Raw genomic sequence first — 24,881 nt, 5'->3', positions numbered from 1 at the left:
GCTTCCAAGTGGCCTGCCTTGCGGCAGGCGTTAATCAAAAATTCTGGCCGTGTTCGGGCGAGTTCGGCTTACCAGCGCTGCTTCAGCAGATTGTTCGGCTGAATGCCGCCAATCGCATGGGCGTTGCCGAAGTGCTGCACGGCGATACCCGCCTCGAACTCTTCACGGAAATATTTAATCGCGCTTTGCAGTGGCTCTACGGCACCTGGCGCGTGGGCGCAGAAGGTTTTGCCCGGGCCGAGGGAGCGGCACAGCTGTTCGAGGGTTTCGATATCCCCCGGCTGCCCTTCGCCGTTTTCCAACGCACGCAGGATCTTCACGCTCCACGGCAGGCCGTCGCGGCATGGCGTACACCAGCCGCAGGACTCGCGGGCGAAGAACTCTTCCAGGTTACGCACCAGCGGCACCATGCCGATCTCGTGGTCTACCGCCATCGCCAGCGCGGTGCCGAGACGGCTGCCGGCTTTGCCGATCGCGCCGTATTCCATCGGCAGGTCGAGGTGATCGGCGGTCAGGAAGTCGGTGCCCGCGCCGCCCGGCTGCCAGGCTTTGAAACGCAGACCGTCGCGCATGCCGCCGGCGTAGTCTTCCAGGATCTCGCGCGCGGTAGTGCCGAACGGCAGCTCCCAGACGCCCGGATTTTTCACCCGGCCGGAGAAGCCCATCAGCTTGGTGCCTTTGTCTTCACTGCCGGAGATGCCGGTGTACCACTCCACGCCGTTCGCCAAAATGGCCGGCACGTTGCACAGCGTTTCGACGTTGTTGACGCAGGTCGGCTTGCCCCAGACGCCGGCACTGGCCGGGAATGGCGGCTTGGAACGCGGGTTGGCGCGGCGGCCTTCCAGCGAGTTGATCAGCGCAGTTTCTTCGCCGCAGATGTAACGGCCGGCGCCGGTGTGCACGATCAGCTCGAAATCAAATCCGGTGCCGAGAATGTTCTTGCCCAGATAGCCGGCTTCGGTGGCTTCCGCGATGGCGCGACGCAGATGCGCCGCTGCTTCGATATATTCGCCGCGCAGGAAGATGTAACCGCGGTAGGCTTTCAGCGCGAACGCGGAGATCAGCATGCCTTCCACCAGCAGGTGCGGCAGCTGCTCCATCAGCAGACGATCTTTATAGGTGCCCGGCTCCATCTCATCGGCGTTACACAGCAGGTAACGGATGTTCATGGATTCGTCTTTCGGCATCAGGCTCCACTTCAAACCGGTGGAGAAGCCCGCGCCGCCACGGCCCTTCAGCCCGGAGTCTTTCACCAGGCCGACGATCTCGTCCGGGGCCAGGCCTTTGAGGGCCTTTTCTGCGCCGGCATAGCCGTTTTTGCTGCGGTATTCGTCCAGCCACAGCGGCTGCTTGTCATCGCGCAGACGCCAGGTCAGCGGATGCGTTTCGGGAGTGCGTACAATGTGCTTGGTCATTGATACTGCTCCAGTAGCGTCTCGATATCTTCAGGCTTCAACTGACTGTGAGTGTCCTCATCAATCATCATGGTCGGCCCTTTATCGCAGTTGCCCAGACAGCAAGTCGGCAGCAGCGTGAAGCGGCCATCAAAAGTGGTTTGACCCGGCTTGATGTTCAGCTTCTTCTCGATAGCGGCCTGAATGCCCTGGTAACCGGTGATGTGACAAACAACGCTGTCACAATAACGGATCACGTGACGTCCTACTGGCTGACGGAAAATCTGGCTGTAGAACGTGGCCACGCCTTCTACGTCGCTGGCGGGGATGCCCAGCACTTCCGCGATGGCGTAAATCGCACCGTCCGGAACCCAGCCGCGCTGCTTCTGCACAATTTTCAGTGCTTCGATGGAAGCGGCGCGCGGATCCTCGTAATGGTGCTTTTCGTGCTCGATCGCATCACGTTCTTCCGCGCTCAGTACAAATGCATCAACGCCGCTCTGAGGAGCGGCTGCATTGATGGGCTCGAGCGCATCGTTGACTGCGTGATTGTCTTTTTGATCATGCATAGTTAGCGGTCCACATCTGACATTACAAAATCGATACTACCCAGATAGACGATCAGGTCGGAAACCAGGCTGCCTCGGATGACCGATGGGATCTGCTGCAGGTGCGCAAAGCTCGGCGTACGTACCCGGGTGCGGTAGCTCATGGTGCTGCCGTCGCTGGTCAGGTAGTAGCTGTTGATCCCTTTGGTGGCTTCAATCATCTGGAATGATTCGTTGGCTGGCATCACCGGGCCCCAGGAAACCTGCAGGAAGTGGGTGATCAGCGTTTCAATGTGCTGCAGCGTGCGCTCTTTCGGCGGCGGCGTGGTCAGCGGGTGATCGGCCTTGAACGGGCCTTCCGGCATGTTGTTCAGGCACTGTTCGAGGATGCGCAGGCTCTGGCGCAGCTCTTCCACCTTCAGCATCACGCGGGTGTAGCAGTCGCTGTTGCCGTCGCCCACTGGCACTTCGAAGTCGAAGTTCTCATAGCCGGAGTAAGGACGCCATTTACGCACGTCGAACTCAACGCCGGTAGCACGCAGGCCGGCACCGGTCACACCCCACTCCAGCGCTTCCTTGGCGTTGTAAGACGCTACGCCGATGGAACGGCCTTTCAGGATGCTGTTCTTCAGCGCCGCTTTCACGTAAGAATCCAGACGTTTCGGCATCCAGTCGAGGAATTCACGCAGCAGGCGATCCCAACCGCGCGGCAGATCGTGCGCGACGCCGCCGATGCGGAACCAGGCCGGGTGCATACGGAAGCCGGTGATCGCTTCCACCAGATCGTAGATTTTCTGACGGTCGGTAAAGGCGAAGAACACCGGGGTCATCGCGCCGACGTCCTGAATAAAGGTGGAGATATACAGCAGGTGGCTGTTGATACGGAACAGCTCGGACAGCATCACGCGGATAGTGTCGACGCGCTCAGGCACCTTAATGCCGGCCAGCTTCTCGACCGCCAGCACGTAAGGCATTTCGTTCACGCAGCCGCCGAGATACTCGATGCGGTCGGTGTACGGAATGTAGCTGTGCCAGGATTGACGCTCGCCCATCTTCTCGGCGCCGCGGTGGTGATAACCGATGTCCGGCACGCAGTCGACGATCTCTTCGCCGTCCAGCTGCAGAATGATGCGGAACGCACCGTGCGCAGACGGGTGGTTCGGGCCGAGGTTGAGGAACATGAAGTCTTCGTTCTCGGTGCCGCGCTTCATGCCCCAGTCTTCCGGCTTGAAGGTCAGCGCTTCCATCTCCAGATCTTCTTTCTGCTTGGTCAGCACGAAAGGATCGAATTCGGTGGCGCGCGCCGGGTAGTCCTTGCGCAGCGGGTGCCCTTCCCAGGTCTGCGGCATCATGATGCGCGACAGGTGCGGGTGGCCGTCGAAGGTGATGCCGAACATTTCCCAGGTTTCGCGCTCATACCAGTTGGCGTTCGGGAATACCTTGGTCGCCGTGGGCACGTGCAGGTCTTTTTCAGACAGCGCCACCTTCAACATGATGTCGCGGTTGCGCTCGATGGAAATCAGATGGTAGAAAACGGAGAAATCCGCAGCGGGCAGGCCGTCGCGGTGGGTGCGAAGACGTTCGTCCACGCCATGCAGATCGAACAGCATGACATACGGCTTCGGCTGTTTTCTCAGGAACGTCATTACTTCCAGTAACTGGTCAGGTTTAACCCATACCACGGGCATGCCGGTACGGGTGGCCTGAACAGTAAAGGCTTCCGGCCCAAAACGGTTGCGCAGTTCGCCGATCACCGGGTCGTCAAGGTGATCTCGGGTCTGCCAGGCAGGCAAGGCGTCGTGCGTCGTCAAATCTGTCATAATTTTTTTTCACCACACTAAAGGGTTATTCGCCGCAAGTTTCACTTTTCGCTGTGTTAACCAATAGCGCACTAAGATGGACGTTAAATGAACGTCTTAAATCTCGTCAGGCGTCCGGAGGTTGGTCACCGCGATGCGCTCGCCGTGTTTACGCTCTCTTTCAGACTGCATATTGGCGCGGTAAACGCCCTGATCGCCGACAACCCACGACAGCGGGCGACGTTCTTTGCCGATAGATTCCTGCAGCAGCATCAGCGCTTGCATGTAGGCTTCCGGACGCGGTGGGCAGCCGGGAATGTACACGTCGACCGGCAGGAACTTGTCCACGCCCTGCACCACGGAATAGATGTCGTACATACCACCGGAGTTGGCGCAGGCGCCCATCGAGATCACCCACTTCGGTTCCAGCATCTGCTCGTACAGGCGCTGGATGACCGGGGCCATCTTGGTGAAACAGGTACCGGCCACCACCATCAGGTCAGCCTGACGCGGGGAGGCGCGCAACACTTCCGCACCGAAACGCGCCACGTCGTGAACGGCGGTAAACGACGTCACCATCTCCACGTAACAGCACGAAAGGCCGAAGTTATACGGCCAAATAGAGTTTTTACGCCCCCAGTTCACCATGTCATGCAGCGCATGTTCGAGTTTACCCATGTAAACCGTGCGGTGGACCTGTTGTTCCAGGGGATCGGCGACGATCTCCTGTTTTTGCAGGGGATAACGGTCGTTCTCACCGTTCGGGTCTATGCGGGTGAGCGTATAGTCCATCTTAATGCCTCGCTGTTACTGCGGATGACTGTTGGTGTTAGTGATCGTGCTCGGTTTGCTGCGGCGTTGGGAACGCGCCGGAGTCCAATCCAACGCGCCGATGCGCACCAGATAAACCAGACCGGCCAATAGCACCAAAATGAAAATGGCGGCTTCGATAAAGCCTACCCAACCGCTCTCGCGAACCGAGACCGACCAGGCATACAGGTATAAGGCTTCAACGTCGAAAATAACGAAGAACATGGCCACCAGGTAGAACTTGGCGGACAAGCGCATGCGCGCCGTGCCGACCGAGTCGATGCCTGATTCAAACGGGGTGTGTTTGGCGCGCGCCCGGGCTCTCCCGCCCAAGAAGAACGCGCCCAGCAGCATTAAGCCGCAGAGCCCGATAGCCACAACGAGAAATACGGCGAGCGCCCAGTGATGAGCGATAACTTCAGTGGTTGTTGACATACTCTATGCTTACTCATCAAAAGTGGCGTCGATCGCACTGCTCTTGTCACCGGCAGTTAGTGCGCCACATCGATTTAAGGGAAGGATAAATAACCACACAAACAAACTGCTTTTACAGCGAGTTAGGCAGCGTTTTTCTGTGGGCTTTTTACTCCTTTCTATAACCTTTTGTCAACTTTGACAAAAGTATCTACACACTAGTTTACATACGTATCATTTGATTAACATTTGATGCGCCAGGGACAGGCTAAATCGTGTCAGTTAATTTTTGTGTAGAAACAGATAGATATAAACCAACATGCACATTTCAGTTTTACTATACCATTGTCTCAGGAATTCCCTGTTCTTCCACTCACTACCTAGGGGTATTTTTTTGATCCAGGACACGTTTTCAGCATAAATCCTCAAAAAAAGTGTGGCCCTTTAACAATTTTCCTCAAATTGAGCCGCAAAAACGGCCGCTATAAGCTAACAAAATACCCCTGCTATTACCATGCCTTTAACCCATTCAATCTTATTGCTCAAAAAACGAACTTAGCGTATTAAACCCGGCCAAACTCTCTTTTCATTAACGCTTAAAAGTTAACAAAACAGCCAACTCAATTGAAAATACAAGCCAAATACATATAAATAAATTTTTAGGTAAAAAAGGGCAAAAAAAACCTCCGCCGAAGCAGAGGTTTTTCATCAGATATCGCGCCGCGACGTTATTCTTCTTCGTCCACCAGGCTGGCGTCATCCTGATCGCTCTGGAGACCGCCTTCCGCACCGTTGAAGCCATAGCCGTCATTGCCACCCTGCATCGCGCTGAAGATGGCCATCGCCAGCTCGTTGCTGCACTGCGCGTTTTTGCACAGCGCATACTGGGTATCCGGCAGCGGCGGCAAACCTTCCACCGCGCCCAGCACCCGCAGATCGGGGCTCATCATCTCGATCGGCCGTGCGGTCACGCCCAGGCCGGCTTTACAGGCCGCCCGCACCGCGGACAGCGTGGAGGCGACGTAGGCGATACGCCACGGAATACCGGCTTCGTCCAACTGTTTAATCGCCAGCGCGCGGAACGGGCTTGGCTCATCCATTACCACCAGCGGGATCGGTTCGCCGGCCTGATAGTGATAATCGGCGGCGCAATACCACAGCGTCGGCGACGTGCGCAGCACGATGTGCGGGTGCCCGGCCGGATCCGCCGTGGTCACCGCCAGATCGATCTCGCCCTCTTCCAGCAGATCAACCATCGTCGTACTGCGCTTTACGCGCACGTCAATGGCCAGCTTCGGATAGATGGCGGTCACGCGGTTCAACAGGAAAGGCAGAATGGTATCGGCGGTGTCGTCGGAAGCACCGATGGTCAGAACACCTTTTATATTGTTGTACATCAGCGAGGTACAGGCTTCGTCGTTAAAGCGCAGGATCTTCCTGGCATAACCGAGAAGCTGAATACCATGCTCAGTCAGGAGTTTGTTGCGCCCATGGCGGGCAAACAGTTCTTTGCCGACCAGTTGCTCTAATCGCTGCATTTGTTGACTGACGGCTGATTGAGTACGGCAAACGGCAACAGCCGCCGCGGCGAAGGTATTCAAATCAGCAACCGCAACAAAGGTTCTTAGCAGATCGAGGTCGAGATTAAGTATCGGACGATTTGCAGTTGTCATAGTGTATTCTTCACTTTTTTAAATTCTAATTTACGAACTACTACCCTGGTGTGTTTCTCAGACGCCGTTGAAAAGGACGGCGCCTGTTATGACAGTACCCCACTCATAAGTGGAGGGCAAAAAAATTACTTATGATTCGTTACCTCTATCGCTTTTTAAAATGCGATCTATCGATGGTGCTTATAGAACGCGGGGGACTGAATACCGGTGAAAAGGGAAAACCCCCACCGAACCTGAGATTTTACTCATTCATACTGCCTAATTTCCACTCCATTCGTGCTACTGAGAACCCTTATCAACCGGCCTTCAGACTGCATTCCAGAGCAAAAAAGATAAATAATTAACGGTACCGACTTCTTGTGACTACTCAATGAATTTAATAAATTCAATCATTAAGATTTTTGCTTTAAATAATAATCTTATAACCACATAAACAATGCTTAAGGTAAAATATAAAGTAAAGCTAATGTAAATATGTCATTTTCCTTAGTGTGGTGCGCGAACCGACACCCCGCTATCAGACTACTCCGGTATTATCGTTCCTTTACAGTTTATTGAAGCCTATTCTCCCTTTCGGCTTATCAGTTCACTGCTGCCGGCCGCGATCGCCGGCACGTCTCGTTTATCGACGCTTGATTTAACAGAACAAAACCCTAGTAAAATTATAGTTCATGAAATTATGAACCACAAAATAACTTTACCTTTGCTTATCATAACTAAAATCCCCCGTTACGACATGCATTTGCACCAAAGGCGTGCAAAACCCTTCAAAAGCAACTACGCCAGGAGTACATTGGGCGGGTTGCGGCGTCCCACGGTAGGAGCGCCCCTATCCCAGCAAAAGGCTCAACTTTTTATGTCCCCCATTGAGAAATCCAGCAAACTGGACAACGTCTGCTATGACATTCGCGGCCCGGTGCTTAAAGAAGCTAAACGTCTTGAAGAAGAAGGCAACAAAGTCCTGAAACTGAACATCGGCAACCCTGCCCCGTTCGGTTTCGACGCCCCGGACGAAATCCTGGTCGACGTGATCCGCAATCTGCCCACGGCGCAAGGCTACTCCGACTCCAAGGGCCTCTTCTCGGCGCGTAAAGCGATCATGCAGCACTATCAGGCGCGCAACATGCGTGACGTGACCGTTGAGGATATCTACATTGGCAATGGCGTCTCTGAGCTGATCGTCCAATCCATGCAGGCGCTGCTCAACAGCGGCGACGAAATGCTGGTACCGGCGCCGGACTACCCGCTGTGGACCGCTGCGGTATCGCTGTCCGGCGGCAAGGCCGTGCACTACCTGTGCGATGAGCAGGCCGGCTGGTTCCCGGATCTGGACGATATCATCAGCAAGATCACCCCGCGCACCCGCGGTATCGTGATCATCAACCCAAACAACCCGACCGGCGCGGTTTACAGCAAAGCGCTGTTGGAACAGATCGTCGAGATCGCCCGTCAACACAACCTGATCATCTTCGCCGACGAGATCTACGACAAGATCCTGTACGACGACGCCGAACACCACTCGATCGCCGCACTGGCGCCAGATCTGCTGACCGTGACCTTCAACGGCCTGTCGAAAACCTACCGCGTGGCGGGCTTCCGCCAGGGCTGGATGGTGCTGAACGGGCCGAAGAAGCACGCCAAAGGCTATATCGAAGGGCTGGAGATGCTGGCTTCGATGCGCCTGTGCGCCAACGTGCCGATGCAGCACGCCATTCAGACCGCGCTGGGCGGTTATCAGAGCATCAGCGAATTCATTCAGCCCGGCGGCCGCCTGTACGAACAACGCAACCGCACCTGGGAATTGCTCAACGACATCCCGGGCGTCTCTTGCGTGAAGCCGCAGGGCGCGTTGTACATGTTCCCGCGCATCGATGCCAAACGCTTCAACATCCACGACGACCAGAAGCTGGTGCTGGATCTGTTGCTACAGGAAAAAGTGCTGCTGGTGCAAGGTTCGGCGTTCAACTGGCCTTACCCGGATCACGTGCGCATCGTCACCCTGCCGCGCGTAGACGAACTGGAAATGGCGGTCGGCAAGCTGGGCCGCTTCCTTGAAGGTTACCACCAGTAATCGCCTGGGGCGCAGCGCCTTGCTGCGCCCTTCTCTTATTGCCCGGTTGCAAAATTCGCCGTCACTGCTTCACAATGGGGCCCTCACTTGCCGTTAAAGAGAGCACCATGAGCCAGAGCCATTTCTTCGCCCATCTGTCCCGCCTGAAACTGATCAACCGCTGGCCACTGATGCGCAACGTGCGTACCGAGAACGTCTCCGAACACAGTCTGCAGGTGGCTTTCGTCGCCCACGCGTTGGCGGTGATCAAGAACCGCAAATTCAACGGCAACCTCAATGCCGACCGCGTTGCGCTGTTAGCGATGTATCACGACGCCAGCGAAGTGATCACCGGCGACATGCCGACGCCGATCAAGTACTACAATCCGCAGATCGCCCATGAATACAAGAAGATCGAAAAGATCGCCCAGCAAAAGCTGCTGGACATGATCCCCGCTGAGCTGCGCAACGATTTCCGCACCATTCTCGATGAGCACTACTACAGCGAAGATGAAAAGCAGGTAGTGAAGCAGGCAGACGCGCTGTGCGCCTACCTGAAATGTCTGGAGGAACTCTCTGCCGGCAACAATGAATTCACCCTGGCCAAGGCGCGGCTGGATAAAACCCTGGAACAGCGCCGCAGCCCGGAAATGGACTACTTTATGGACGTGTTCATTCCCAGTTTCAGCCTGTCATTGGACGAAATCAGCCTCGACAGCTCGCTGTAACCCCACCGGCGCAGCCTCGCTGCGCCGTTAAAAACCGTAGAGCCACGGCACCACAATCACGCTGACCGCCATCACCAACAGGGTGAACGGCACGCCGAGACGCACGAAATCGCCGAACTTGTAATTGCCCGGCCCCAGCACCAGCGTGTTGACCGGTGAAGAGACCGGCGTCATAAAGGCGGCGGACGCGGCGATGGCGATAATCATCGCGAACGGGTATGGCGAGACGCCCATTTCGCGCGCGGCGGCAATGGCGATCGGCGCCATCAGCACCGCCGTCGCGGTATTGGAAATAAACAGGCCAATGGTGGCGCACAAGACGAACAGGCACAGCAGCATCACGCGCGGCCCCGCGCCGCCGGCGACGTCCATCAGCCCGCGAACGATCAGATCCACGCCGCCGGTCTTTTGCAGCGCCTGCGCGAACGGCATCATGCCGACGATCAAAATGATGCTCGGCCAATGGATCGATTTATAGGCGCTCTCCATGTCGATACAGCGGAACTTGCCCATCAGCAGGCAGGCGATCAACGCCGCGATCGGGTTGGGGATTTCGTCGGTCAGCATCATCGCCACCATCAACGCCAGGCAAAACAGCGCGTGCGGCGCCTGGGTGATGGCCGGCGCCACTTCGTCCACTTCGGCCGGCAGGTTGAGCACGATAAAGTCGTGGGTTTTGGCCTGCAGCTGACGAATCGCCTTCCAGTCGCCGATCACCAGCAAAATGTCGCCCAGCTCCAGCGGCTCGTCCACCAGCTTGCCGCTCAGAGTCTCGCCGTGGCGGCGGATGCCCACCACATTCAGATCGTAGCGGCTGCGGAACGCTGCTTCACGCAGGCTTTTGCCCAGCAGCGCCGAGTCCGGGATCAGCGACACTTCGGCCATGCCGACGTTGCGCGACTGTTCAGAGAAGTAATCGCCGCGCAGCACCATCGGCTCCAGCCGCTGCTCGCCGCAGAATTCGCGCAGATCGACCTGGCTGTCCGACATGTCGATCAAGAGGACGTCGCCCTCGCGCAGCTCGGTGCTGCCGGAGGCGCTGACCATCACCCGCCGGAAGCGTTTCCAGCGCTCGATGCCCACCACGTTGGCACCATAGCGCGCACGCAGGTGCAGTTCATCCAGCGAACGTCCGATCAGCGGCGAAGCGCTGCGGACAGCCAGCCGCCGCGCGCGGCCGGTCAGCTTGTAATCACGGATCAGGTCGCGGAAGGTGCGACGCTGCCAGCCGTCGCCGGCTTTGCCGGTGTCACCGCTGCCCAGCCAACGCCGGGCGATCAGCATGTAGCCGACGCCCAGCGCCAGCACCACCAGGCCAATGGGCGTCACGTTGAAGAAACCGAAACCATGGATGCCTTCCCGCACCAGTTCGCTGTTGACCACCATGTTGGGCGGCGTGGCCACCAGCGTCATCATGCCGCTGATCAGCCCGGCGAAGCTGAGCGGCATCATCAGCCGCCCCGGCGCGATCTTCATTCTGGCCGTCACGCTGAGCACCACCGGGATAAAAATCGCCACCACGCCGGTCGAGCTCATGAACGCGCCCAGCCCGGCGACCGTCACCATCAGCAGCATCAACATTTTGGTTTCGCTGCTGCCGGCCACTTTCACCAGCCAGTCGCCCACCTGATAGGCCACGCCGGTACGCACCAACCCTTCGCCGATCACGAACAGCGCGGCGATCAAAATCACGTTGGGATCGCTGAAACCGACCGTCGCTTCCTGCAGGCTGAGCGTGCCGCTCAGCACGAAGGCGATAATCACCAACAGCGCCACCACGTCCATCCGCAGCTTGTTGGTGGTAAACAGCACGATGGCAATCAGCAGTAAACTCAGCACCCACAGTAATTCGCTGTTCAAAACGGCCTCATCCGGCAAATGTCCAAGGGTCTAAAAAATAGCATAAAAAAACCCCGCCGAAGCGGGGTCTAATCAATTAGGGTGAAGATAATGCCACTCAGGCCAGCCGGCGAACGATCGCGCCCTGCGCCGTTTTATCGACGGCGATCTGCGCCAGCGAATCCAGCCGCAGGTCGACCTGCTCCAGCTTCGGCGCATCGGCCGGGGCGTTGACCGCAATCACCTGACAGCCCGCAGCCAGACCCGAAAGAATGCCGGCCGGCGCGTCTTCAACCACCACGCACTCGTGCGGCGCCAGCCCCAGGCGCTCGGCGCCCAGCAGGTAGGCATCGGGCTGTGGCTTACCGTGTTTAACCTGCTCGGCGGTGATGAACACCGCCGGCTGCGGCAAACCGCCGGCCTGGCGGCGAGCGCCGGCCACTGGCACCGAACCGGAGGTGACGATCGCCCAAGGGATGCCGAGCGCGTTCAGGCGCTCCAGCAGCGCGATGGCGCCCGGCAGCGCGCGAACGCCGTCGGTATCCTGCGCTTCCACCTGCTCCAGCAGTTGGAACTCGCGCTGAATTTCCGCTTCGCTTTCGTCCGGCATAAAGTGGCGCAGAGAAGTAATGGCCTGTTTACCGTGAATGAAGTCCAGCACCGCTTGCGGGTCAACGCCGCGGCGCTCGGCCCAGTGCGTCCAGGCACGCTCTACCGCCGGCAATGAATCCACCAGGGTGCCATCAAGATCGAACAGAAAACCCTTACACTCCACAGAAAACCTCTTCTTAATCAAGCATTGATGATTTGCGCTATCTCAACGGCGCTCAAGTGATACTGGCGCGGACAGGCCAGCCAGATCGCCAGCATACGCTGGTACTTTTCCCACATTTTGGTCTGGGCGTTAAAACCGTGGCTACCGGAATCGAAGTGAGTATAACGCCCCTCGGTGCTGACCAGGAAACGCACGTAGCTCAGGTAGCGCGCCTCGGTAGCGGCGTCGAAGCCGAGAAACGCCAGGCGGCGCTCGTCCAGATCCTGCTTCTCTTTCAGGTTGCCCCAGGAAACCTGCAGCGCATGGTGCATCTCCATCACGTTGATGATGGTGCGGCACACCTCTTCGCTCAGTTCGCCGAAGTCGCGATCCAGTTCGCGCATTTGCAAACCGAAGCCGCGTTCGACGATGGTTTGCAACCGGCGATAACGGTCGCCGTTGTCCGGATCGAGCAGGGTCATCATCTTGTACTGGTTCGACAGGATCAGCCGCTGGGCGTTGGTCATTTCCATCAGGATTTCCTCATTTCTGTGTGATGGCGGGAGCATCGCACAGCGCAAGAACGCAGGAAATCACAACTCGACCGTTCTTTGATTTAAACCGGGGTTATTGCCGCTTTGACGAGAAAGGCCGCATCAGCGCGGCCTTTTTTCATTTACAGATCGTCGAGGAAGGTTTTGTCCAACTGCTTGAAGGCGCGCTTGAGCAAATCAGCCAACGACTGATAGGTCGGCGTGCCTTCGAGCGGCGCCACCGCCTGCCCGGCTTCCGTCAGCTTGTTGCGCACCTCATGGAACCATTGCAGCAGCGTCGGCGGCAGCGGCGTGACCGAACGACGCCCCAGCCACCACAAGCCCTGCATCGGCAGGCTGCAGGCGAACAGCGCGGTGGCGATCGCCGGGCCCAGCTGGCCGCCCAGCGCGATCTGCCAGGTCAGCGTGAAAATCGCCAACGGCGGCATGAAACGGATAGCGAAACGGGTGGCACGCGCAACGCGATTCTCCGGAAAGACCGGTGCCAGACGTTTGTCCGACGGCCAGGTTTTCATATAATGCTGCCCGCGCTGGAAGACCTGAAACCAGCTTACGGAACCGGACGGTTTGCTCGTCATTGCGTACCTCAACGTCACGTAAAGAAACTAAAAGCGTGCTGCCAGAGACCATACTAAAAAATTTGAAGCTTTAAATTTATTTTGTGTTTGCACCGGGCTATCGGTATCCTAAGCCGGCCTTGTGGCCGGTAGAAGATGACGTAAATTTTGTCAACTTTTAGCCCTATAAAAATCAAGATTATTTAAACCGCAGAGAAATCATCGGTTTTTCCATCATCCTGTGATTTGTGCACTTCACATGATGTTAATCATAAATGTCATCGGCACTATGCGCTACGCTTGTTGTCTGATTGACGATTAATTCACCACGTGTGTTCGATTTTCTTTTAACAACACGACTATTTAAGTAGGTACTTCCATGTCGAGTAAGCTAGTACTGGTTCTTAACTGCGGCAGTTCTTCTCTGAAATTCGCCATCATCGATGCCGTTAACGGCGACGAATTCCTCTCCGGTTTGGCCGAGTGTTTCCACCTGCCTGAAGCTCGCATCAAGTGGAAAATGGACGGCGCCAAACACGAAGCTGCCCTGGGGGCCGGCGCTGCACACAGCGAAGCGCTGAACTTCATTGTTAATACTATTCTGGCACAAAAACCAGAGCTTTCCGCGCAGCTGACCGCTATCGGCCACCGCATCGTGCACGGCGGCGAGAAGTTCACCGCTTCTGCCGTGATCAACGACGAAGTTCTGCAGGGTATCAAAGATTCCGTGCCGTTTGCACCACTGCACAACCCAGCTCACCTGATCGGCATCGCGGAAGCGCTGAAATCCTTCCCTAACCTGGCCGACAAGAACGTTGCCGTGTTCGACACCGCGTTCCACCAGACTATGCCGGAAGAATCTTACCTGTACGCCCTGCCGTACAGCCTGTACCGCGACCACGGCGTTCGCCGCTACGGCGCACACGGCACCAGCCACTTCTACGTGACTCAAGAAGCCGCGAAGATGCTGAACAAGCCGGTAGAAGAAGTGAACGTGATCACTTGCCACCTGGGCAACGGCGGCTCCGTCACCGCAGTGCGCAACGGCCAGTGCGTTGACACCTCCATGGGTCTGACCCCGCTGGAAGGCCTGGTGATGGGCACCCGCAGCGGTGACATCGATCCGGCTATCATCTTCCACCTACACGATTCTCTGGGCATGAGCGTTGACCAGATCAACAAGATGCTGACCAAAGAATCCGGCCTGCTGGGCCTGACCGAAGTCACCAGCGACTGCCGTTACGTTGAAGACAACTACGACAGCAAAGCCGACGCCAAACGCGCCATGGACGTGTTCTGCCACCGTCTGGCCAAATACGTCGGCGCCTACAGCGCGCTGATGGAAGGCCGTCTGGACGCGGTGATCTTCACCGGCGGCATCGGCGAGAACGCCGGCATGGTGCGTGAGCTGACCCTGAACAAACTGGGCCTGCTGGGCTTCGAAATCGACCACGACCGCAACATGGCCGCTCGCTTCGGCAAATCCGGCGCCATCACCAAAGACGGCAGCCGCCTGGCGCTGGTGATCCCGACCAACGAAGAGTTGGTCATCGCGCAGGACGCATCCCGCCTGACCGCGTAATGCTCTCAAAACACCGTCAGCCCAGGCTGACGGTGTTGTTTTAGCCTCATGTTAATCGTGAAGAGGACTATTCTGTGTCACGTACTATTATGTTGATCCCCACCGGCACCAGCGTCGGCCTGACCAGCGTCAGCCTGGGTGTCATCCGCTCCATGGAGCAAAAAGGCGTTCGTCTGAGCGTGTTCAAGCCTATCGCTCAACCGCGCACCGGCGACAACGCGCTCGACCAGACCACCACCATCATCCGCAGCAGCAACTCCACCATTACGGCGGCCGAACCGCTGCGCATGGACTACGTTGAGGGCCTGCTGAGCTCCAACCAGCAAGACGTGCTGATGGAAGAGATCGTGGCGCGTTACCACGAGAACACCAAAGACGCGGAAGTGGTGCTGATCGAAGGCCTGGTGCCGACTCGCAAACACCAGTTCGCCAACGCGCTGAACTACGAGATCGCCAAAACCCTGAACGCCGAGATCGTCTTCGTGCTGGCGCTGGGCAACGACTCCCCGGCGCAGCTGAAAGAGCGCATCGAACTGGCGCGCACCAGCTTCGGCGGCAGCAAGAACAAAAACATCACCGGCGTTATCATCAACAAGCTGAACGCACCGGTCGACGATCAGGGCCGTACCCGTCCTGACCTGTCCGAAATCTTCGACGACTCCACCAAAGCCAGCATCGCCCACGTCGATCCTGCGCAGCTGTTCGCCAACAGCCCGCTGCCGGTTCTGGGCTGCGTGCCGTGGAGCTTCGATCTGATCGCCACCCGCGCCATCGACATGGCTCGCCACCTGAAGGCCCGCGTGGTCAACGAAGGCGACATCATGACCCGCCGCGTGAAGTCCGTGACCTTCTGTGCGCGCAGCATCCCGCACATGCTGGAACACTTCCGCCCAGGCTCTCTGCTGGTGACCTCCGCAGACCGTCCTGACGTGCTGGTCTCCGCCTGCCTGGCGGCGATGAACGGCGTGGAAATCGGCGCCATCCTGCTGACCGGCGGCTACGCCATCGACGAGCCGATCAAGAAGCTGTGCGAACGCGCCTTCCAAACCGGCCTGCCGGTGTTCATGGTTGACACCAACACCTGGCAAACCTCGCTGAGCCTGCAGAGCTTCAACCTCGAAGTGCCGGCGGACGACCACCAGCGCATCGAGAAAGTGCAGAACTACGTGGCCAGCCACATCAACACCGAGTGGATCGACTCGCTGACCGCCACCTCTGAGCGTTCACGCCGCCTGTCTCCACCGGCGTTCCGTTACGAACTGACCGAGCTGGCGCGTAAAGCCGGCAAACGCATCGTGCTGCCGGAAGGCGACGAGCCGCGTACCGTGAAAGCGGCGGCCATCTGTGCCGAACGCGGCATCGCGGAATGCGTGCTGCTCGGCAACCCGGACGAGATCCAGCGCGTAGCGGCAGCACAGGGCGTTGAGTTGGGCAAAGGCATCGAAATCGTCGATCCGGTCGCCGTACGTGAAAACTACGTGCCGCGTCTGGTTGAGCTGCGCAAGAGCAAGGGCATGACCGAAGTGGTCGCGCGCGAGCAGCTGGAAGACAACGTGGTGCTCGGCACCCTGATGCTGGAACAAGGCGAAGTCGACGGTCTGGTCTCCGGCGCGGTTCACACCACCGCCAACACCATCCGTCCGCCGTTGCAGCTGATCAAAACCGCACCGGGCAGCTCGCTGGTGTCCTCCGTATTCTTCATGCTGTTGCCTGACCAGGTACTGGTCTACGGCGACTGCGCGATCAACCCGGATCCGACCGCCGAGCAGCTGTCTGAAATCGCCATCCAGTCTGCGGATTCCGCCGCGGCCTTCGGCATCGAGCCGCGCGTAGCGATGATCTCCTACTCCACCGGTAACTCCGGTGCGGGCAGCGACGTCGAGAAAGTGCGCGAAGCGACCCGTCTGGCGCAGGAAAAACGCCCGGATCTGATCATCGACGGCCCGCTGCAGTACGACGCCGCCATCATGGCCGACGTTGCCAAGTCCAAGGCGCCGAACTCACCGGTAGCCGGCCAGGCGACCGTGTTCATCTTCCCGGATTTGAACACCGGCAACACCACCTACAAAGCGGTACAGCGCTCCGCTGACCTGGTTTCCATCGGGCCGATGCTGCAAGGCATGCGCAAGCCGGTGAACGACCTGTCGCGCGGCGCACTGGTTGACGATATCGTCTACACCGTTGCGCTGACGGCGATCCAGTCTTCCCAGGCTGACGCTGCCGCCAAGGCGTAATTCATCGCCAAACGAAACAAGGGCCGGCATTGCCGGCCCTTGTTATTTAATTCATCCCTTCTCTGGCTTTATTACTCCGCACTGGCAATAACCTGCAAAATCTGGCCGTCACTGATTTTCAGCGAGAAACTGCGCTGCCAGAAACGTTTGGAATCTGCATCCTGAGGATCTACGGTACTGATTGCCACGGTGTATGGCACATTGCTCTCAAATGCCTTGAACGAGTATGGGATACATTGGCCGGGCGTAATCGTCTCAACGGGCTTCGGTGGTAGAGTGGTCCTGCGCCAGAGCTCATGCGTTTGACTATCCAACCGTTGTTCAATAGCAATGCTGACCAGATTGACCCTGCCACTCTGTGTTGGGTAGGCTTGTGGTAAAGAGAAACAGAGATCATTTCCCCGCAGCGTAATATCCGCAGTGTAAAAACGTTGTTTTTCAAGCATACAGCCACTGAGCAACATCATCATGATGAGGGTATAGATTCTTCTCATTTCAGGTTTTTCCTGTCGGCAGGAGTATTAAGAAATCCTTTCAAAACATGCTCATAACGGCTTTTCAAATCTGGACCTATAATACCTTGCATCAGTTTCACCTCAAACCACCGTTCTTTGCCATAACGAGAAAGGATGAAATAATCTGCAAGAAGGCTGGCTTGTGCCTCCATACCGTAATCAGCTAAGGAGTAGTAATCAGGCAGCGAGTATTTATAAGTTACCGCCCAGCTCATTATTCCCCGCAGCCGGACGTTCATCCCCATCTGATACTGCCATACGTGGGCCATTTCATGCATGAACCACCATAGGTAGCGCGTTGTTTCTGTAGAAAAATCTTCCCTGAAGTGTTTTTCAGGCCAATAAAGTTCACCATTAGGCGTAACGGCCGTTTCCTCATTCTGCAAACCAAACGGGAAATAGCTCGCGTTATGCACTTTAACAAGACTGTAGTCGATGGCATTTTTATAGAGAAAGCGGGATAGCGTGATCTCGCCTAGCGTCAGCCTTCTGAACGAGCCTCTTGCTGTTATCATTATTCACTCCATGAATATAACCAATTGTATTTATTATACTATTTTTAGTATCTCTTTTTACCTAAGCATTGGCCATCTATTATCCATTAAAAACAAAAAGCCCCCTAAGGGGCTTCTCAGTTGATAACATGTGAGTCATGACTCAGATACTGGGCAGGAAGCTATGTGCTTTGTCCAGACCACCAGACCCCATTCGTTACAGCAGTTGTTATTGACTCGAGAACTATTTTTGCAGCAACTGCCCGGCGGCCTCCAGAATATGCTCGGCGGTCAGGCCGTACTCCTGCTGTAAAAACGCCTGGGTGCCCACCTGACCGTAACGCTCCTTCACCCCCACGCGCCGCATCGGCGTCGGGCACTCTTCCGCCAGCACCTCCGCCACTGCGGATCCCAGCCCGTTATGAATGCTGTGATTTTCACAGGTGACGATGCGTCCGGTCTTGGCCGCGTAGGTTTTGATCAGTTCACGGTCGATAGGCTTGAGGGTGAACATATCGATCACTGCCGCGCTGACGCCCTGCCGCGCCAGCATCTGCGCCGCCTTCAGCGCCTCCGCCACCATGATGCCATTGGCAATCAGCGTAATGTCGTCGCCGTCGCGCAGCAGGTTGCCCTTGCCGATGGTAAAGCGCGAGCCTTCCTGGTAGATGCGCGTCGCCTGCTTGCGGATGGTGCGCACCCAGTAGAAGCCGCGTAGATCCATCAGCTGGCGCAGAATGTCGGCGAACATGGTAGCGTCGGTCACTTCCAGCACCACCGAGTGCGCCAGCCCGCGCACGATGCCCATGTCCTCAAACGACATGTGGGTGCCGCCGTTGTGGCAGGCGCTCACCCCGGCGTCGGAGGCGATCACCTTGACATTGTTGCGCTGATAATCCAGCGACATGAACAGCTGATCGAAACAGCGGCGGCTGGCGAAGGCGGTAAAGGTATGCACGAACGGCACCCTGCCGGTGAGCGACAGCCCGGCGGCGACGCCGATCACGTTGGCCTCCATGATGCCGCAGTTAATCACGTGCTGCGGGTGATCCTTGTGCACGCCGTCCATCGCCATCGAGCTCATCAAATCGGCCTCCAGCGCGATGATCGGCGCGCCCGCTTCTATCTGCCGACGCACCGCGCCGGCATAGACTTTGCGCATTTCGACGGCGTCGTTTTCCAACTGGGTCACTACGTTAAACATGGGCGGCCTCCAGTTCGGCGATGGCTTTTTCGATTTCCAGCTGCACGTCCGGCGTCAGGCGCAGGTGGTGTGAGTTCGACAGGTTTTCCAGATAGGTCACCCCCTGTCCCTTGATGCTGTCGAGCACGATCGCCAGCGGCCGCTGTTCACCGCCGCGCGCCGGCGCCACCGCCGCCAGCAGCGCCGCGATGTCGTCGCCCTTGATGGTCTGCACCTCAAAACCGAAAGCGCGGAACTTGGCGGCCAGATCGAACGGTTGGATCACCTCGTCCAGCGCACCGTCTAGCTGTTGCTTGTTGTAATCGATGAACAGCGTCAGGTTGTTCAGGTTGTGGTGGGCGATAAACTGGAACGCCTCCCAGCACTGCCCTTCGTTCAGCTCACCGTCGCCGAGGATGCTGAACACCCGGTTACGACGCCCCGCCAGCCGATGGGATAACGCCATGCCGGCGGCGATCGACACGCCCTGCCCCAGTGAACCGGTGGTGGCGTCCACGCCGCGCGTGCGCAATCGGTCCGGGTGGCTAGGCAGACGCGTGCCGTTCTGGTTGAGGGTCTTCAGCTCCGCCAGCGGGAAGTAGCCCTTGATCGCCAGCGTGCTGTACAGCGCCGGGCCGGCGTGCCCCTTCGACAGCACGAAGTCATCGCGCTCCGGCCAGTCCGGATCCGCCGGATCGATACGCATCACGCTGCCGTACAGCACCGCCAGCGTCTCCACCACCGACATGCAGCCGCCGTAGTGGCCGAAGCCCAGCCCGGTCAACGCCTTCAATGTTTCCAGGCGGATCGCGCGCGCCAGGGTCTGCAGCTCTTCAATTTCCGTTTCGCTCGTTGTGTCGTTCATCAGTCTGCCTCGTTATTTCTCGACGCGGTCAGCGGCCGGCGCGCCTTTGCGTTTTCCCAGGAAGTTATGCGCCACCAGCAGCGCGAACACGGCGACGATCGCCAGCATGATCATCTCCTTCGACATAAAGCGCGCCATGTTGCCCAGCAGGATGCCGATCACGCCGAAGTCGGCGTCGGAGAAGGTGGTGTTGGCAAAGCCCAGCGCCCCCAGCACCGGCAACAGCAGCACCGGCAGGAAGGTGATCAGCAGCCCGTTGGCGAAGGCGCCCAGCATCGCGCCACGCCGCCCGCCGGTGGCGTTGCCGAACACCCCGGCGGTAGCGCCGGTGAAGAAATGCGGCACCACGCCGGGCAGGATCAGCACCATTTTCAGCTGCCCCAGCAGGAACAGCCCGGCCAACCCGCCAAGGAAGCTGAACAGGAAGCCGATCAGCACCGCGTTGGGGGCATAGGGATAGACCACCGGGCAATCCAGCGCCGGCCGCGCGTTAGGCACCAGCTTTTCCGAGAAACCGGTGAACGCCGGCACAATCTCCGCCAGAATCAAGCGCACGCCTTGCAGAATGATGAATACCCCGGCGGCGAAGGTGATGGCCTGGATAATCGAATACACCAGGTAGTTCTGGCCGCCGCTGAGCTCGCTTTCCACATAGGCCCGCCCGGCGCAGATCGCCAGGATCAGGTAGATGACAATCATGGTCATCGAGATCGAAATGGAACTGTCACGCAAGAAACTGAGGTTTTTCGGCAGGTTCATCTCCTCGGTCGAGCGCGAGTTTTTGCCCACCTTCGAGCCGATCCAGCCGGACAACACATAGCCCAGGGTGCCGAAGTGGCCGAAAGCGATATCGTCGTTGCCGGTGATGCGGCGCATATAGCGCTGGGCGATCGCCGGGAAGAACGCCATCACCAGCCCCAGGGTCAGCGCACCGGTAAACACCAACTGCACGCCCTCGAAGCCCGCCACCGTCAGGATGATGCCGATCATGCAGGCCATGTAGAAGGTGTGGTGGCCGGTCAGGAAGATGTATTTCAGCCGGGTGAACCGTGCCACCACGATGTTCGCCACCATGCCGAACGCCATGATCAACGCGGTGGAGGCGCCGTATTTCTCCAGCGCGATGGAGACGATCGCTTCATTGTTCGGGATGATGCCCTGAATATTGAACGCATGTTCGAACATGCCGCCTAGCGGATTGAGCGATCCGACCAATACCGTGGCACCGCCGCCCAAAACGATAAAGCCGAGAATAGTTTTTACCGTGCCTTTCACCACGTCGGAAAACGATTTCTTTTGCGCCAGCAAACCGATCAGCGCAATAAGCCCGACCAGCACCGAAGGCACCTTTAATATATCCACCACAAACTTAAGCGTTTCCTGGATAAACATATCCACCTCGCCAATCGTTTTATTTAGATGATTGAGTGGGCTTCGAAGTAAGCGCGCAGCTTGGCTTCCAGCTCATTAATGTCGATGATGTTGCTGATCACCACCAGCTGCTCGGCCGGTACGCTGGCGCTGTCGGCGATGTCTTTCGCCATCACGAACACGTCGGCGGCACCGGGGGTAGCGGACGACAGATCGGAGTGTTCGACTTCGGCCTCCACGCCCATCTTTTTCAGCACTTTTTTAATGTTCATTTCCACCATAAAACTGCTGCCGAGACCGGAACCGCAAATCGCCATGATTTTCATAATATCCACCTGTTGAATTTAGCGTGTAGGGTAGCGCCGCCGGTCATATTCCCGGCGTTGTTAGCATTAATCGTGTTCCTGGTGATTAAACGTTAATAGCGGGCGATAATTTCCTCAATTTGCCGTTTATCTGTGGCGTGAAATAAAGCCTCCATCGCCGAGTTATCGGAAAATAATTCCGCCAACTGCGAAATCATTTCAATGTGGCTGTTGCCGTCGGGCGCCGAAAGCATCACCACCACCTGAACCGGATCGTTATCCGCGGAATGGAAATTCACGCCCTGATGGATCTTCAACAGCGACAGCCCCAGCGCGTTGGCGCCCTCCTCCGGCCTGGCGTGCGGCATGGCGATGCCCGGCGCCAGGACGAAGTAAGGGCCGAGCTTCTCCTGCTGATGAAAGATAGCCGTCAGGTAATTCGGCGTAATCACGCCGCCTTGCAGCAGCGGCTGCGCGCTCAGCGTGACCGCCTGGCGCCAGTCCTCCACCCGTTCGCACAGCTGTATATGATCGGCGGTCAGCCACTCTTTCAGCACATTACCCTCCCAAACGTTGATGGTTTCGGCCGGTGATTAATTCACCGACGACGGTAAAACTTTAATCAACCCCTCTCGGCGACACAGTGATGGATATCACAAAGATAGCGCTACCAAAGCGCTATCATGCGAATCTGTGATAGCGCTATCAAAACACCGCGTGGCGGCATGGCGTTAACCACAATTTTTTCTCGCTCTTTCGGGTAACGGGGTAGAATGTGCCGCATACGGGGATCGTCGAAGCCGCGCCGTCGGCTTCCCACCCTCACCATTTTTATGCGCCGCTCGCGCATTTCAGTCGGGATTAGGCATGTCGATCGGTAAAAAACGACGCAGCACAGGCAGGGTGACGTTGGCTGACGTAGCGCAGCTGGCGGGCGTCGGCACCATGACGGTGTCGCGCGCGCTGCGCACGCCGGAGCAGGTTTCAGACAAACTGCGCGAGAAGATTGAAGCCGCGGTGAGCGAACTGGGCTACCTGCCCAATCTGGCCGCCAGTTCGCTGGCGTCGGCCTCGTCCTACACCATCGCCATGGTGGTGCCCAGCCTGTCCGAATCTGGCTGCGCCGAGATGTTCGCCGGCCTGCAGAAAGTGCTGCAGCCGGCCGGCTATCACATCATGCTGGCGGAGTCGCAGCACCACCTGGAGCGCGAAGAAAAGCTGCTGGAGACGCTGCTCTCTTACAACCTCGCGGCGGCGGTGCTGCTCAGCGTCGAGCATTCGCAAAACGCCCGCAACGCGTTGATCGCTGCCAACATTCCGGTGGTGGAGATCGGCGCCGTGCGCGCCGATCCGATCGATATGAGCATCGGCATCGACTATGTGGCGGCCATGTATCAGCTGACGCAAACGGTGATCGCCAGCGGCTATCAGAATATCGGGCTGCTGTGCGCCAATCAGGAACAGTGGATTTTCCAGCAGCACCTGCAGGGCTGGCACAAGGCGCTGCTGCGCAACCATATGTCGCCGCATCGGGTGATCAACGCCGCGCAGCCCGCCAGCTTCAGCACCGGTGCGCAGCAGCTGCCGGAATTCTTGCTGGCCTGGCCGGAACTGGACGCGCTGGTGTGCGCCTCGGACGAACTGGCCGGCGGCGCACTGTACGAATGCCAGCGGCGGCGCATCAGGGTGCCGGACAATCTGGCGGTGGTGGGGTTCGGCAACAGCGAGTTCGGCCGGGTGTGCCAGCCGCCGCTGACCACCATGACCATTCCGCATCGCGATATCGGCATTCAGGCCGGCCAGGCGCTGCTGGCACGGCTGAACGAGCAGCCCTGGCAGCAGGCAGGCTCCCTGCCCGCCACGCTGTGCCGCCGCGACAGCTGCTGAATCCGAACCGTAAAAAAAGCCGGTCGATGACCGGCTTTCTCACGCGTTGGCGCCTCAGTGGTTGTCGAGCGGCTTACCGTAATCCTGTTCGTTGTTGCGCGTCAGCCACAGCGACAGCGCCTTCAGCGAATCCGGGGTAAACTCGTCGCAGCGAGCGGTGATCTCTTCCGGCGTCAGCCAGCACACCTCGGCCACTTCCTCTTCCTGCAGCGCGAACGGGCCGTGCGACACGCAGCTGAACAGCGCGCCCCACACCCGGCACTGATCTTCTTCGAAGTAGAACAGACCGTGCTCGGCAAAAGGCACGCCGGCGATGCCCAGCTCTTCTTCCGCCTCGCGGCGCGCCGAATCCAGCACGTTTTCACCGCTTTGCACTACGCCACCCGCCGTCGCGTCCAACCAGCCCGGGTAGAAGTCTTTAATCTCGGTGCGACGCTGCACCAGAATTTTTCCCATCCCATCATGCACCACAATATAGGTCGCACGATGACGCAGCCGCTCCGCCCGCATCTGTTGACGACTGGATTGCGCAATCACCTCGTTTTGCTCGTCGACGATATCAACCCATTCGGTATCTGCAGCCTGACCCTGTTCCGCCATCCTCTAAAACCTTCTATTTTGGCGCGATGCATCCCGCGCGCTGGTTAATCAATGAGTGTTTTTCAAAGATTTTTATTGTGTGTGTATAAATTAGTGCGTTTAGCGTGTTAACGCCACCTCCGCGACGACCTTGCCGTCGTCGAGCGTCAGCACGCGCAAAGAGCCCCGATCCAACATGCCGTAGCTAGCCGGGAAGCCCCCTTTCGGGATGCTGACCGAGCCCGGATTGAAGCAATAGATCTCACCCTGCCGCTCCGCCTGCGGCAGATGCGTATGGCCGTAGGCCAGGATGTCACCGCGGGATAACGGCGGCAGTGCCGAAGGATGATAAAGGTGACCGTGGGTCAAAAACAATCGTCTTTTTTGCAGTAGAACCTGTTGCCACGGCGCCTCGATAGGAAACGTCAGCAGCATCTGATCGACCTCGCTGTCACAATTGCCGCGAACGGCGATGATCTTGTCGCTATAGCGATTCAATCGTTCGGCAACCTGAGCGGGCTGATAGCCGGCCGGCAGCGCGTTGCGCGGGCCGTGATTTAGCAAATCACCCAGAAGAATCAGCCAGTCAGCGCCGTGTTGTGCGAATAATTCCAGCACGCGTTCGGTGGCCGGCAGCGATCCGTGGATATCCGAGGCGAACATCAGCTTCATAACCTTGTCCTATAGAGGGAAATAAGCGCCATTTTACCGCGCCGGCGCCGTACGGCAAACCACCGCCCGCCCCG

At 57.9% G+C, this 24,881-nt stretch carries 24 protein-coding genes; 5 read left to right on the top strand and 19 right to left on the bottom strand.

The features are described from left to right. Positions 1–68: 68 nt before the first annotated feature. From nuoF to lrhA, 6 genes are all read right to left on the bottom strand, one after another. Positions 69–1,415, bottom strand: coding sequence for an NADH-quinone oxidoreductase subunit NuoF (gene nuoF / locus N6G83_RS00985; protein ID WP_015378579.1), 1,347 nt, complete (start codon positions 1,413–1,415; stop codon positions 69–71). Beyond that, positions 1,412–1,963 (bottom strand): NADH-quinone oxidoreductase subunit NuoE, encoded by a 552-nt coding sequence (nuoE, locus tag N6G83_RS00980; RefSeq protein WP_004936034.1) that lies wholly within the window; start codon positions 1,961–1,963, stop codon positions 1,412–1,414. The genes nuoF and nuoE overlap by 4 nt, the downstream gene beginning before the upstream one ends. 2 nt (positions 1,964–1,965) lie before the next feature. Further along, positions 1,966–3,762, bottom strand: a complete 1,797-nt coding sequence (gene nuoC / locus N6G83_RS00975; protein ID WP_025303662.1) for an NADH-quinone oxidoreductase subunit C/D — start codon at positions 3,760–3,762, stop codon at positions 1,966–1,968. A gap of 96 nt (positions 3,763–3,858) precedes the next feature. Then, positions 3,859–4,533, bottom strand: coding sequence for a NuoB/complex I 20 kDa subunit family protein (locus N6G83_RS00970; protein WP_004936039.1), 675 nt, complete (start codon positions 4,531–4,533; stop codon positions 3,859–3,861). 15 nt (positions 4,534–4,548) lie between these two features. After that, complete coding sequence (gene nuoA / locus N6G83_RS00965; protein WP_025303663.1) at positions 4,549–4,986, bottom strand: NADH-quinone oxidoreductase subunit NuoA; 438 nt, start codon at positions 4,984–4,986, stop codon at positions 4,549–4,551. Between the two features lie 707 nt (positions 4,987–5,693). After that, positions 5,694–6,638, bottom strand: a complete 945-nt coding sequence (lrhA, locus tag N6G83_RS00960; RefSeq protein WP_025303664.1) for a transcriptional regulator LrhA — start codon at positions 6,636–6,638, stop codon at positions 5,694–5,696. An 856-nt stretch (positions 6,639–7,494) separates the two neighbouring features. Between lrhA and N6G83_RS00955 the strand changes: the two genes are divergently transcribed. Together N6G83_RS00955 and yfbR are read left to right on the top strand one after the other, a co-directional pair. After that, positions 7,495–8,709 carry a pyridoxal phosphate-dependent aminotransferase gene (locus N6G83_RS00955; RefSeq protein WP_025303665.1) on the top strand — a complete coding sequence of 405 codons (1,215 nt, stop codon included), beginning with the start codon at positions 7,495–7,497 and terminating at the stop codon, positions 8,707–8,709. Positions 8,710–8,816: 107 nt separating this feature from the next. Next, the gene (gene yfbR, locus N6G83_RS00950; RefSeq protein ID WP_025303666.1) at positions 8,817–9,416 is read left to right on the top strand and encodes a 5'-deoxynucleotidase; all 600 of its coding nucleotides are present in this window, start codon (positions 8,817–8,819) and stop codon (positions 9,414–9,416) included. A gap of 27 nt (positions 9,417–9,443) precedes the next feature. Here yfbR and N6G83_RS00945 read toward each other — a convergent pair whose 3' ends face one another. The 4 genes from N6G83_RS00945 to yfbV form a co-directional block, all read right to left on the bottom strand. Beyond that, positions 9,444–11,294 (bottom strand): SLC13 family permease, encoded by a 1,851-nt coding sequence (locus tag N6G83_RS00945; protein WP_260514368.1) that lies wholly within the window; start codon positions 11,292–11,294, stop codon positions 9,444–9,446. Between the two features lie 79 nt (positions 11,295–11,373). Next, positions 11,374–12,030 (bottom strand): sugar phosphatase, encoded by a 657-nt coding sequence (locus N6G83_RS00940; protein ID WP_049207312.1) that lies wholly within the window; start codon positions 12,028–12,030, stop codon positions 11,374–11,376. A 17-nt stretch (positions 12,031–12,047) separates the two neighbouring features. Continuing rightward, on the bottom strand, positions 12,048–12,542 hold the full coding sequence (locus tag N6G83_RS00935; RefSeq protein WP_016926898.1) for a YfbU family protein: 495 nt from the start codon (positions 12,540–12,542) through the stop codon (positions 12,048–12,050). Positions 12,543–12,685: 143 nt separating this feature from the next. Then, positions 12,686–13,141 carry a terminus macrodomain insulation protein YfbV gene (gene yfbV / locus N6G83_RS00930; protein WP_025303668.1) on the bottom strand — a complete coding sequence of 152 codons (456 nt, stop codon included), beginning with the start codon at positions 13,139–13,141 and terminating at the stop codon, positions 12,686–12,688. Positions 13,142–13,499: 358 nt separating this feature from the next. Here yfbV and ackA point away from each other — a divergent pair, with 358 nt between their 5' ends. Both ackA and pta read left to right on the top strand, forming a co-directional pair. After that, positions 13,500–14,702, top strand: a complete 1,203-nt coding sequence (ackA, locus tag N6G83_RS00925; protein ID WP_025303669.1) for an acetate kinase — start codon at positions 13,500–13,502, stop codon at positions 14,700–14,702. A gap of 74 nt (positions 14,703–14,776) precedes the next feature. Beyond that, positions 14,777–16,936 carry a phosphate acetyltransferase gene (pta, locus tag N6G83_RS00920; RefSeq protein ID WP_049203683.1) on the top strand — a complete coding sequence of 720 codons (2,160 nt, stop codon included), beginning with the start codon at positions 14,777–14,779 and terminating at the stop codon, positions 16,934–16,936. A 71-nt stretch (positions 16,937–17,007) separates the two neighbouring features. Here the strand turns inward: pta and N6G83_RS00915 are convergent, their stop codons facing one another. From N6G83_RS00915 to N6G83_RS00885, 7 genes are all read right to left on the bottom strand, one after another. Beyond that, the gene (locus N6G83_RS00915; RefSeq protein ID WP_049203685.1) at positions 17,008–17,430 is read right to left on the bottom strand and encodes a putative T6SS immunity periplasmic lipoprotein; all 423 of its coding nucleotides are present in this window, start codon (positions 17,428–17,430) and stop codon (positions 17,008–17,010) included. Beyond that, on the bottom strand, positions 17,427–17,966 hold the full coding sequence (locus N6G83_RS00910) for a hypothetical protein (protein ID WP_025303672.1): 540 nt from the start codon (positions 17,964–17,966) through the stop codon (positions 17,427–17,429). Before N6G83_RS00910 ends, N6G83_RS00915 begins: the two co-directional genes overlap by 4 nt. A 223-nt stretch (positions 17,967–18,189) precedes the next feature. Further along, a complete protein-coding gene (locus tag N6G83_RS00905; protein WP_025303673.1) occupies positions 18,190–19,149 on the bottom strand; it encodes a transketolase family protein in 960 nt (319 codons plus the stop codon). Further along, entirely contained in the window at positions 19,142–19,993 is an 852-nt protein-coding gene (locus N6G83_RS00900; RefSeq protein ID WP_049207319.1) for a transketolase, read from the bottom strand. The genes N6G83_RS00905 and N6G83_RS00900 overlap by 8 nt, the downstream gene beginning before the upstream one ends. A gap of 12 nt (positions 19,994–20,005) precedes the next feature. Next, a complete protein-coding gene (locus N6G83_RS00895) occupies positions 20,006–21,385 on the bottom strand; it encodes a PTS ascorbate transporter subunit IIC (RefSeq protein ID WP_043140091.1) in 1,380 nt (459 codons plus the stop codon). Positions 21,386–21,408: 23 nt separating this feature from the next. Then, complete coding sequence (locus tag N6G83_RS00890) at positions 21,409–21,690, bottom strand: PTS sugar transporter subunit IIB (RefSeq protein WP_025303676.1); 282 nt, start codon at positions 21,688–21,690, stop codon at positions 21,409–21,411. A gap of 92 nt (positions 21,691–21,782) precedes the next feature. Then, complete coding sequence (locus N6G83_RS00885) at positions 21,783–22,226, bottom strand: PTS sugar transporter subunit IIA (protein ID WP_049207320.1); 444 nt, start codon at positions 22,224–22,226, stop codon at positions 21,783–21,785. 310 nt (positions 22,227–22,536) lie between these two features. Between N6G83_RS00885 and N6G83_RS00880 the strand changes: the two genes are divergently transcribed. Continuing rightward, entirely contained in the window at positions 22,537–23,556 is a 1,020-nt protein-coding gene (locus tag N6G83_RS00880; RefSeq protein WP_060447951.1) for a LacI family DNA-binding transcriptional regulator, read from the top strand. Positions 23,557–23,610: 54 nt separating this feature from the next. On the opposite strand, the gene yfcD is transcribed toward N6G83_RS00880, so the two are convergent. Both yfcD and yfcE read right to left on the bottom strand, forming a co-directional pair. Beyond that, the gene (gene yfcD / locus N6G83_RS00875) at positions 23,611–24,156 is read right to left on the bottom strand and encodes an NUDIX hydrolase YfcD (protein WP_025303679.1); all 546 of its coding nucleotides are present in this window, start codon (positions 24,154–24,156) and stop codon (positions 23,611–23,613) included. Positions 24,157–24,255: 99 nt separating this feature from the next. Continuing rightward, positions 24,256–24,807, bottom strand: a complete 552-nt coding sequence (yfcE, locus tag N6G83_RS00870; RefSeq protein WP_043140101.1) for a phosphodiesterase — start codon at positions 24,805–24,807, stop codon at positions 24,256–24,258. Positions 24,808–24,881: the final 74 nt, after the last annotated feature.

The organism is Serratia sp. PL7 (genome assembly GCF_945957435.1).
The sequence above is the reverse complement of the archived record's forward strand: the minus strand, read 5'-3'. Positions and strand labels throughout refer to the sequence as shown.